Source organism: Mycobacterium gastri (genome assembly GCF_002102175.1).
Taxonomy (GTDB): Bacteria; Actinomycetota; Actinomycetes; order Mycobacteriales; family Mycobacteriaceae; genus Mycobacterium; species Mycobacterium gastri.
Genome location: NZ_LQOX01000147.1, coordinates 30,414 through 41,889 on the forward strand (window position 1 = coordinate 30,414; position 11,476 = coordinate 41,889).

At 68.1% G+C, this 11,476-nt stretch carries 6 protein-coding genes; 5 read left to right on the forward strand and 1 reads right to left on the reverse strand.

The genetic code is table 11. The features are described from left to right. The first annotated feature begins 3 nt into the window (after positions 1 to 3). Together AWC07_RS24030 and embB are read left to right on the forward strand one after the other, a co-directional pair. On the forward strand, positions 4 to 3,267 hold the full coding sequence (locus tag AWC07_RS24030) for an arabinosyltransferase domain-containing protein (protein WP_036411169.1): 3,264 nt from the start codon (positions 4 to 6) through the stop codon (positions 3,265 to 3,267). Then, positions 3,264 to 6,524 carry an arabinosyltransferase EmbB gene (embB, locus tag AWC07_RS24035; RefSeq protein ID WP_036411168.1) on the forward strand — a complete coding sequence of 1,087 codons (3,261 nt, stop codon included), beginning with the start codon at positions 3,264 to 3,266 and terminating at the stop codon, positions 6,522 to 6,524. Before AWC07_RS24030 ends, embB begins: the two co-directional genes overlap by 4 nt. 92 nt (positions 6,525 to 6,616) lie before the next feature. Here the strand turns inward: embB and AWC07_RS24040 are convergent, their stop codons facing one another. Then, on the reverse strand, positions 6,617 to 8,077 hold the full coding sequence (locus tag AWC07_RS24040) for an arylsulfotransferase family protein (RefSeq protein ID WP_084293410.1): 1,461 nt from the start codon (positions 8,075 to 8,077) through the stop codon (positions 6,617 to 6,619). A 214-nt stretch (positions 8,078 to 8,291) separates the two neighbouring features. On the opposite strand from AWC07_RS24040, the gene AWC07_RS24045 reads away from it, so the two are divergent. The 3 genes from AWC07_RS24045 (at position 8,292) to AWC07_RS24055 (ending at position 11,465) form a co-directional block, all read left to right on the forward strand. After that, positions 8,292 to 8,813: a hypothetical protein gene (locus AWC07_RS24045; protein ID WP_036411187.1), complete on the forward strand. Its 522-nt coding sequence runs from the start codon at positions 8,292 to 8,294 to the stop codon at positions 8,811 to 8,813. Positions 8,814 to 8,922: 109 nt separating this feature from the next. Continuing rightward, positions 8,923 to 9,390, forward strand: a complete 468-nt coding sequence (locus tag AWC07_RS24050; protein ID WP_036411186.1) for a hypothetical protein — start codon at positions 8,923 to 8,925, stop codon at positions 9,388 to 9,390. A gap of 296 nt (positions 9,391 to 9,686) precedes the next feature. Continuing rightward, entirely contained in the window at positions 9,687 to 11,465 is a 1,779-nt protein-coding gene (locus AWC07_RS24055; protein WP_036411166.1) for an acyl-CoA dehydrogenase family protein, read from the forward strand. Positions 11,466 to 11,476: the final 11 nt, after the last annotated feature.

The window sequence follows — 11,476 nt, forward strand, 5'->3', positions numbered from 1 at the left end:
CTCGTGCCCCTCGACGGTAATGAGCGATCTCACCGGATCGCCCGCCTAGTAGCCGTCGTCTCGGGAATCGCCGGACTGCTGTTGTGCGCCCTGGTTCCGCTGCTTCCGGTGAAGCAGACGACGGCGACGATCCTGTGGCCCCAGGGCAGTACCGCCGCCGGCGATACAACCCAGATCACCGCACCGCTGGTGTCGGGGGCGCCGCGGGCACTCGACGTCTCGGTCCCGTGCGCGGCGATCGCCACCCTGCCCAGCGCCGGCGGCCTGGTGCTGTCGACCCTGCCGGCCGGCGGCGTGGACACCGGTAAACATGGCCTGTTCGTCCGGGCCGACAAGGACACCGTCGTCGTCGCCTTCCGCGACACGGTGGCCGCGGTGGCGTCGCGCTCGGCAATCGCCGAGGGACGCTGCAGCGTGCTGCACCTATGGGCCGACGCCGGCGGCGCGCACGCCGACTTCGTCGGCATTCCCGGTGCCGCGGGAACTCTGCCCGCCGAAAAGAAGCCACAGATCGGCGGGATCTTTACCGACCTGAAGGTGCCCGCCCAGCCCGGCCTGTCGGCCCGCGTGGACGTCGACACCCGATTCATCACCAACCCCACCGCCGTCAAGACGATCGCGATGACCCTGGGCGCGCTGGCGGTGGCGGCCGCCATCGTCGCGTTGGCGGTCCTGGACCGCCAACGCCGGCGCGGCGTGCGACTCTCCCGACGCCGCCCCGGCTGGGCAATCTGGCTTGCCGACGCCGGGGTGATCGCCACATTGCTGCTCTGGCACATCATCGGCCCCACCTCGTCCGACGACGGCTACAACCTGACCATCGCCCGCGTCGCGCCCAAGGCCGGCTACGTCGCCAACTACTACCGCTACTTCGGCACCACGGATGCGCCGTTCGACTGGTATCTCGGCATGCTGGCCCACCTGGCGTCGGTGAGCACCGCCGGCGTGTGGATGCGGCTGCCGGCCACGCTGGCCGGGATCGGCTGCTGGCTGATCATCAGTCACTTCGCGCTGCGGCGGCTGGGACCCGGCAAGGGCGGCCTGGCGTCCAACCCGGCGGCGGTGCTGACCGCCGGCGCGGTGTTCCTGGCCGCGTGGCTGCCGTTCAACAACGGCCTGCGGCCCGAGCCGCTGATCGCGCTGGGTGTGCTGATCACCTGGGTGCTGGTGGAACGCTCGATCGCGCAACGGCACCTGGCGCCGGGCGCGCTCGCCATCATCGTCGCAATGCTGACCGCCACGCTGGCGCCGCAGGGCCTGATAGCGCTGGCCCCGCTGCTTACCGGCGCCCGCGCCATCGCCCAAATCATCCGGCGGCGCCAGGCCACCGACGGCCTACTGGCGCCGCTGGCAGTGCTGGCGGCATCACTGTCGCTGATCACCGTGGTGGTGTTCCGCAGCCAGACGTTGGCGACGGTCGCCGAGTCGGCGCGGATCAAGTACAAGGTCGGGCCCACGATCGCGTGGTATCAAGACTTCCTGCGCTACTACTTCCTCACGGTCGAGTCCAACGCGGACGGGTCGATGTCGCGGCGATTCGCCGTGCTGGTGATGTTGCTCTGCCTGTTCGGAATGCTGTTCGTGCTGCTGCGGCGCGGCCGGGTGCCGGGGCTGGCCAGCGGCCCGGCTTGGCGGCTGATCGGTACGACGGCTGTCGGCCTATTGCTGTTGACGTTCACTCCGACCAAATGGGCCATCCAGTTCGGCGCGTTCGCCAGCCTGGCCGGCGCCCTGGGGGCGGTCACCGCGTTCACCGTGGCGCGGATCGGCCTGCACAGCCGGCGAAACCTCACGCTCTACATCACCGCATTACTGTTCGTGCTGGCGTGGGCCACCTCGGGCATCAACGGCTGGTTCTACGTCGGCAACTACGGGGTGCCGTGGTACGACATCCAGCCGGTCATCGCCAGCCACCCGGTGACGTCGATGTTCCTGGCGCTGTCGGTGCTGACCGGCCTGCTGGCCGCCTGGTACCACTTCCGGATGGACTACGCCGGGCACACCGAGGTCAAGGACAACCGGCGCAACCGGGTCCTGGCCTCCACCCCGTTGCTGGTGGTCGCGGTGATCATGGTGCTGGGCGAAGTCGGCTCGCTGGCCAAGGGCGCGGCCGCCCGCTACCCGCTGTACACCACCGCCAAGGCCAACCTGGCCGCCCTGGAATCCGGGCTGTCGAGCTGCGCCATGGCTGACGACGTGCTGGCCGAGCCCGACCCCAATGCCGGCATGCTGCAACCGGTTCCGGGTCAGAGCTTCGGACCCGACGGACCGCTCGGCGGCGTCAACCCGGTCGGCTTCAAACCCGAGGGCGTGGGCGAGGACCTGAAGTCCGACCCGGTGGTCAGCAAACCCGGAGTGGTCAACTCCGACGCATCGCCCAACAAACCCAACGCCGCCGTCACCGACTCCGCCGGCACCGCCGGCGGCAAGGGCCCGGTCGGGGTCAACGGCTCGCACGCGGCGCTGCCGTTCGGGCTGGATCCCGCTCGCACCCCGGTGATGGGCAGCTACGGCGAAAACACCCTGGCTGCAACGGCCACCTCGGCCTGGTATCAACTGCCCGCCCGCAGCGCGGACCGGCCGCTGGTCGTGATCTCGGCCGCCGGGGCCATCTGGTCTTACAAAGAGGACGGCGACTTCGTCTACGGCCAGTCACTGAAGCTGCAGTGGGGCCTCACCCGCCCCGACGGCAGCATCCAGGCGCTCGGGCAGGTGTTCCCGATCGACCTCGGCCCGCAACCGGCGTGGCGCAACCTGCGGTTCCCGCTGACCTGGGCCCCGCCCGAAGCCGACGTCGCGCGCATCGTCGCCTATGACCCCAACCTGAGCCCCGAGCAATGGTTCGCGTTCACCCCGCCGCGGGTGCCGGTGCTGGAAACGCTGCAGCAGCTGATCGGCTCCCAGACGCCGGTGTTGATGGACATTGCGACCGCCGCCAACTTCCCCTGCCAGCGGCCGTTCTCCGAACACCTTGGCGTGGCCGAACTTCCGCAATACCGGATCATGCCCGACCACAAGCAGACCGCGGTGTCGTCGAACCTGTGGCAGTCCAGCCAGACCGGCGGACCGTTCCTGTTCACCCAGGCGCTGCTGCGGACCTCGACGATCTCGACGTACCTGCGCGGCGACTGGTATCGCGACTGGGGAACGGTGGAGCAGTACTACCGGCTGGTGCCGGCCGATCAGGCGCCGGATGCCGTCGTCCAACAAGGCGTGGTGACCGTGCCCGGCTGGAGCCGGCAAGGACCGATCAGGGCTCTCCCATGACGGTGACCATGAGCATGACCGCAACCAGCCGTGACGTACGGGTGACCCGCTGGGTGGCGACGATCGCGGGCCTGGTCGGCTTCGTATTGTCGGTCGCGACGCCGTTGCTGCCCGTCGTGCAGACCACCGCGATGCTCAACTGGCCGCAGCAAGGGCGGCTTAATAGCGTGACCGCGCCGTTGATTTCGCTGACGCCCGTCGACCTGACCGCCACCGTGCCGTGCGAGGTGGTGCGCGCCATGCCGCCGCAGGGCGGTGTGGTGCTGGGCACCGCGCCCAAGCAGGGCAAGGACGCCAACCTGCAGGCGATGTTCGTCGTCGTCAGCAGCCAGCGGGTCGACGTCACCGACCGCAACGTCGTGATCGTGTCGGTGCCGCGCGACCTGGTGGCTTCCCCGCAATGCCAGCACATCGAGGTCACCTCGACGCACGCCGGAACGTTCGCCACCTTCGTGGGCCTCAAGGATCCCGGCGGGCAACCATTGCGCGGCGGTTTCCCCGACCCCAACCTGCGGCCTCAGATTGTCGGGGTGTTCACCGACCTCACCGGGCCCGCTCCGGCGGGGCTGCGGTTGTCGGCGACCATCGACACCCGGTTCTCCACCACCCCCACCACGCTGAAACTGCTGGCGATCATCGGCGCGATCGTGGCCACCGTCGTCGCGTTGATCGCGCTGTGGCGGCTCGATCAGCTGGACGGGCGGGGCTCAATTGCCCGGCTCCTCCTCAGGTCGCATCGGCCTGCATCGTCGCCGGGCGGGATGCGCCGGTGGATTCCGGCGAACTGGCGCACCTTCACCCTGCTCGACGCCGTGGTGATCTTCGCGTTCCTGCTCTGGCACGTCATCGGCGCCAACTCCTCCGACGACGGCTACATCCTGGGCATGGCCCGCGTCGCCGACCGCGCCGGCTACATGTCCAACTACTTCCGCTGGTTCGGCAGCCCGGAGGACCCGTTCGGCTGGTACTACAACCTGCTGGCGCTGATGACCCATGTCAGCGATGCCAGCATCTGGATGCGGTTGCCGGACCTGTTCGCCGGGCTGGTGTGCTGGCTGCTGCTCTCCCGTGAGGTGCTGCCCCGGCTGGGGCCGGCGGTGGCGTCCAGCAAACCCGCCAACTGGGCCGCGGCGATGGTCCTGCTGACCGCGTGGATGCCGTTCAACAACGGCCTGCGACCCGAAGGCATTATCGCGCTGGGCTCGTTGGTCACCTATGTGCTGATCGAGCGGTCGATGCGGTACAGCCGGCTGACGCCGGCGGCGCTGGCGATCATCGCCGCCGCGTTCACGCTCGGTGTGCAGCCCACCGGCTTGATCGCGGTCGCCGCGCTGGTGGCCGGCGGCCGCCCGATCCTGCGGATCTTCGTGAAACGCCACCGCCTGGTGGGCACGTTGCCGTTGCTGTCGCCGATGCTGGCCGCCGGCACCATCATCCTGACCGTGGTATTCGCCGACCAGACGCTGTCAACGGTATTGGAAGCCACCAGGGTTCGCGGAAAGATCGGTCCCAGTCAAGCCTGGTACACCGAGAACCTGCGTTACTACTATCTCATCCTGCCCACTGTCGACGGTTCGCTGTCGCGCCGCTTCGGCTTCCTGATCACCGCGCTGTGCCTGTTCACCGCGTTGTTCATCATGCTGCGGCGCAAGCGAATTCCCCGAGTAGCGCGGGGGCCGGCGTGGCGGTTGATGGGCGTCATCTTCGCCACCATGTTCTTCCTGATGTTCACCCCGACCAAGTGGGTGCACCACTTCGGGCTGTTCGCCGCGGTGGGGGCGGCGATGGCCGCGCTGACGACGGTTTTGGTGTCGCCGACGGTGCTGCGCTGGTCGCGCAACCGGATGGCGTTCCTGGCCGCGTTGTTGTTCATGCTGGCGTTGTGCTGGGCCACCACCAACGGCTGGTGGTACGTCTCCAGCTACGGCGTGCCGTTCAACAGTGCGATGCCGAAGATCGCCGGAATCACGGTCAGCACAATCTTTTTCGCGCTGTTCGCGATCGCCGCGCTGTATGCGGCCTGGTTGCATTTCGCACCCCGGGGCAGCGGTGAGGGCCGCCTGCCGCGCGCACTGACCACCGCGCCGGTCCCGCTGGCGGCCGGCTTCATGGCGCTGGTATTCGTCGCGTCGATGGTTGCCGGGATCGTGCGCCAATACCCCACCTACTCCAACGGCTGGTCCAACCTGCGGGCGTTCGTCGGCGGCTGCGGGCTGGCCGACGACGTGCTCGTCGAGCCGGATCCCAACGAGGGCTTCATGACTGCGCTGCCCGGCGATTACGGCCCGCTAGGGCCGCTGGGCGGCATCAACCCGACCGGCTTCACCCCCAACGGCGTGCCGGAACACACCGTCGCCGAGGCGATCGTGATGAAACCCAACCAGCCGGGCACCGACTACGACTGGGACGCGCCGACCAAACTCAAGACCGCGGGCATCAACGGCTCCACCGTGCCGATGCCCTACCAACTCGACCCCGCGCGGGTTCCGCTGGCCGGCACCTACACCACCGGGCCGCAGCAGCAGAGCAAACTCGCCTCGGCGTGGTATCTGCTGCCCAAGCCGGACGACGGACATCCGCTGGTGGTAGTGACCGCCGCCGGGAAGATCGCCGGGCACAGCGTGCTGCACGGCTACACCCCCGGGCAGACGGTGGTGCTGGAGTACGCGCTACCTGGGCCGGGCGCGCTGGTGCCCGCCGGACGGCTGGTGCCCGACGACCTCTACGGGGAACAGCCCAAAGCCTGGCGCAATCTGCGGTTCGCCCGCGACAAGATGCCCGCCGACGCCGTCGCCGTCCGGGTGGTGGCCGAGGACCTGTCCCTGACCCCCGAGGACTGGATCGCGGTGACCCCGCCGCGGGTGCCGGACCTGCGGTCGTTGCAGGAATACGTCGGCTCCACCCAACCGGTGCTGCTGGACTGGGCGGTCGGGCTGGCGTTCCCGTGTCAGCAGCCGATGCTGCATGTCAACGGTGTCACCGAGATTCCGAGGTTCCGCATCACGCCGGACTACAACGCCAAGAAGCTGGACACCGACACCTGGGAAGACGGCGTCAACGGCGGCCTGCTGGGCATCACCGACCTGCTGCTGCGCGCCCATGTGATGGCCACCTATCTGTCCCGCGACTGGGCCCGCGACTGGGGATCACTGCGCAAATTCGACACCCTGGTCGATGCCCCGCCCGCGCAACTCGACCTGGGCGCCGCGACCCGCAGCGGATTGTGGTCGCCGGGCAAGATCCGGATCGGCCCCTGAATTCGAGTCTGCGCCCACAGTGTGCCGAGAGCCGCTGAACACGCGCTGGTCACAGTTTCGACGACAAAGACGCAGTCTCGTCGCAGCCTTCCTTACCGTGCGATCAGCACACTCCTGCCGATGAGGGCCCCGTCGGCGTCCAGCGCCTCGAGTTGGTAGTAGCCGTCCCGGCTTTCGGTCACCGGGATCGATGTGTCGTAGCCGGACCAGGCGACGGTGGTCCGCGGCGTCATGGTGTTGCTTTCCGGGCCGTGCAGTAACCGCCATCGGGTCACCCTGGTGGCGCCGTTCCAGACGGCGTGTGCGGTATCGCCGGCGAAGGTCAGTTGCGGGGGTTCGACGGGATCGCCGGTCCACTCGTCGAGGAAGGCCCGATAGGTACCGCCGGTCAGGCTGGCGTCGAACACCATCTCGCCACCCGCGGTGAACTCGGAGATGTGTTCGGCGGTGCCCCATCCGGAGAAGGTGTTGCCACCCGGGAGCTGTTGCAGGTTGCCCATGGCCCCCACGCTGAGATCTCCCGGGTGCCGCTGGGCCCGGACCAGGCTCGCCCGGCCGGCGGCGCTGTCCAGGTGGATCCATTTCAGGCTGGTCGGCACGGAGCCATCGCCCATGTGCCCCTGACTGCCCTGGTAGTGGTTGTCGAACAACGTGATCGTGGCGGCATCGGGCATCTCCACGTCGTGCTGGTAGGCGAATTCGACGCCGTCGTCCAGGGCGAACGTGGACCGCTTACCACCCAGTCGCCAGTTGATGGCGCCGGTGCGGTAATCGACGTTGAAGACCGTGGAGAGGGCGCGCATGCTGATCACCAGGTTGCCCGCCGGGTCCTGCGCGATCGAGTTCATGTGGTAGACGTCGAGCGTCTGACCGGCGGTGTATTTCGCCGGCGAGTCGCTGATCGGGATGTGGCTCAACGCATCCCACTGGAACAGCATCTGGTTCGTGGCCACGTCGACCACCGAGGCGGTGCAGTTGTAGACCCGGCCGTCCCTGGGTCCGCCGATGGGTGTGAGGTCGGCCGCGACCTCCGAGTAGGAGGTGATCAGGGCGCGGCCGTCCGGGGTGAGCCGGAATTCGTGCATGTCCGAGGACAACTCGCCGCCGGGCGTCAGCGTACTGATCACGTTGTAATGTTCGTCGGCGATATAGCTGGCGCCGAGTCCGTGGCCCCATTGCTTGCGGCCCTGCCACCAGGTGAGCACCGGCTTTCCCCGGTAGCGCTGGACCCGGAGGTTGCCCGCGGTCTCCCCGGCCGGAAGTTGGCGCTGCCACACCACATGTCCGGCCTTGTCGGCGATGACCAGCACACAGGGGCGCGACACGTTCCCGAGATGGGCCGCCGTGGTTCCGGAGACAAAGAATATGTAGCCGGGCGCACCGCCGGGCTCGTTGACATTGACCGTGTACCCCAGCGATTGCGGCGAGACTGCCGATGCCGCGGAGTTCGCGGACTTGTGCCCGCGGGTACCGACGGCAATCAGCCCGCCCGCGAGAATGGCTCCCGTGGCGGCACCGAGTTGTCGCCGCGAGATCCGCAATTCGTGTGTCATCGAACTCGTTTCGACGTGCCCATCACCTTGTAGTCACACCCTTGGAGAGCGCCACTTCCCGCGGCCGGTCGCTGTGGTTATACACCAGATTCGAGGGGCGGGCGGCGTATCCGTCCGCACCCGGCCGGCAAATCCGCGCGAGGTTTCGCCGTCGCCGATGCGGTCAATATCTAGTGCGGGTCGGGCAAACCGCGGGGAAAGAATGGTGGGGGCCATGCGCAGGCTGACACGAACTATGACCATAACGGCAGCAATCACTTTGGCGAGTTGCCCGGCGGCTATCACGGTCGCCACTGCGGTGGCCAATCCCGGCACGAGCAGCGCCACCCGGGTGGCGTTGGGTGCGGCCATGCGGCAATGCGATTACAGCCGCACCTCGGTCGCGCCCATGCTGCCGGCGGTTTCTCCCCCTACCGGCACCGGCTCCGCGCTCATCCACCGAGCGGGGTCGCAGGTGGTCGCCGAGGTGCACCTGGTCGACGCGGCGCAGCCGGGGATGCATTACGACGTCGGCCTGATCCAGGAACCCCGGCCATCTACAGCCCCGTGCGGTCCCGGGGCCCCGGGCACCGCTTTCACCGGCCTTGACCTCGATGCGGCCGGGACGGGGACGGTGACCATTCGCGACACGGTGCGCCAAGGCACGACCGGCGTGTGGGTGATTGTCGAGCATCCCAACAGCAATTCCCAAGACCCCGCCGAGTTCTACACCTCCGAGTTCCTGGTGCCCATGTAGGCGAGGCGGCCGCTCGGTAACTAGCAGTGACTTCGGTCCCTACCGCGGCAGGCCGTCGCATGATGCGATTCAAGGTGATGCGTCAATGGCGTCGGATGGAGGTATGGCCATGAACGTCTCGCCCGATTCGCAGACCCGAACCCGCATGTTCTCCCGGGTGCTCGGTCCTTTCCTGGTGATCGTCGACGTGACGGCTGTGGTGCGCGCCTCCGACATGGCGAAACTGCTGTCACAATTCGAGGCCAATTCGCTGTGGACCTGGGTGACCGGGGCTTTCGTCTTGCTGTTCGGCTTGGTGATGGTGGCCAATCACCAGTGCTGGCGCGGTGCCGCGGCGATTATCGTGTCCCTGCTGGGCTGGCTTGTCACGTTGCGCGGGCTGTTGCTGTTGGCCTTTCCCAAGGTCTTCGTGTCGGTCGCCAACAGCATGATCGGGGCGCAGGCCGTGTGGGTGAGCTTGTGCCTGGTTTTTGCGCTGGTCGGGCTGTATCTCACCTACGTCGGCTGGGCGCCGACGCCCAGCCGGCCGACCCAGCACACGGCAACGGCAAAGCCGGATCTGCCCCACGCCGCGTGAGCGGGCCCCGGTATCTGGGCGCAGCGGGTTCGATCGCGGGCTTGGTGGCGGGCTTGGTGGCGAGGGCGTCACCGCGATCGGATGCACTGTGCCCCAAGGGAGCGCCAACGGGAGCAGCACGACCGAGCCGTTCACCACTGACGGCGGCCGCGGCTCACCCTGGTCGGGCCCGCGCAATAGCTACGCCGGATCCCCTTGTGGCGCAAGCTGTTCGCCGCTACTGAAGCGGCCGGCCGAGGCGGAGCCGCGTCCCGGAAGTATAGACATATATAAAACCTATGTAATAGTGTCGCAGGATGAGCGAATACCTCCTGGAGGCCGTGGACCGGCTGCCGTTCTCGACACCGGAGAAAGCCGGGCGCTACCGCACCGAGAACTACCAGGGCGCCACCGGTCTCAACTGGTACCTCACCGATCCCACGCTGCAATTCACCATGGCGTACTACCTGCAGCCCGACGAATTGGGGTTCGCCGAGCCTCATTTGACCCGCATCGGTGAGCTGATGGGCGGCCCGGTGACCCGCTGGGCCGAGAAGACCGACCACAATCCCCCGCAGCTGGAACGCTACGACCGGTGGGGCCACGACATCAGCCGGGTGGTGATGCCGGAATCATTCACCCGGTCCAAGCGGGCCATTCTGGACGCCCAGCAAGCCCTGCGCGACGACGCCAAGCGGGCCGGCGTGAGCCCGTCGCTGCCACTGTTCGCGTCCAACTATCTGCTCAACCAGGCCGACATCGGGATGGCCTGCGCGCTGGGCACCGGCGGCAACATGGTCCGGTCACTGGTGACGGCCTACGCACCCCCCGATGTGCGCGACTACGTCCTGGGCAAACTCAACTCGGGCGAATGGGACGGCGAGGCGGCGCAACTGATGACCGAGCGCACCGGCGGCTCCGACCTGGGCGCGCTCGAGACCACAGCGACACGCTGCGGCGACGCCTGGCTGCTGAACGGCTTCAAATGGTTTGCCTCCAATTGCGCCGGTGAGGCGTTTGTGGTGCTGGCCAAACCCGAGGGCGCCCCCGACTCCACCCGGGGAGTGGCCTCCTTCCTGGTGTTGCGGACCCGGCGGGACGGTTCCCGCAACGGGGTGCGCGTCCGGCGGCTGAAGGACAAGCTGGGTACCCGCTCGGTCGCCTCCGGCGAGATCGAGTTCGTCGACGCCGAAGCCTTTCTGTTGTCCGATGAACCTCAGGCTGATTCCGGGCCGGCCGACGGAAAGGGCCTCGGCCGCATGATGGAGCTGACCAACAGATTGCGGCTGGGCACCGCCTCGTTCGCCGTCGGCAACGCGCGCCGGGCCCTGGTCGAGTCGCTGTGCTATGCCCGTCAGCGACGGGCGTTCGGCGAGGCGCTGATCGACAAACCGCTGATCCGGCGCAAGCTGGCCGAGATGATCGTCGACGTCGAAGCCGCGCTGGCGCTGATTTTCGACGGCACCGGAGCCGCCAACCACCGTCAGCCGCAAACGATCCGGCAGCGCATCGCCGTGCCGGTGACCAAACTGCGGGTGTGCCGGCTCGGGCTCACCGCCGCGTCCGACGCGGTCGAGATGCACGGCGGCAACGGCTACATCGAGACCTGGCCAGTGGCCCGGATCTTGCGGGATGCGCAGGTGAACACCATCTGGGAGGGCTCCGACAATATCCTTTGCCTCGACGTGCGGCGCGGCATGGAACAGTCGCGGGCGCACGAGCCGTTGCTGGCCCGGATGCGCGATGCGGTGTCGGTGTCCGACGACGGTGAGACCACGCGCCTGGTATCGCGCCGCATCGAGGACCTCGACGCGGCGATCACGGCCTGGACGAAGCTGGACCGGGAGGTGGCCGAGGCGCGGCTGTTCCCACTCGCCCAGTTCATGGGCGACGTCTATGCCGCGGCGTTGCTCACCGAGCAGGCGGCGTGGGAGCGGGCCACCCGCGGCGCGGACCGCAAGGCGCTCGTCGCCCGGCTCTACGCGCAGCGGTATCTGGCCGACCGCGGCCCGCTGCGCGGGATCGACACCGAATCCGACGAAGCGCTGCAGCGCTTCGACCAGCTGGTCGAAGGTGCCTTTACGCATCGATTGTGAACTGGCCGACG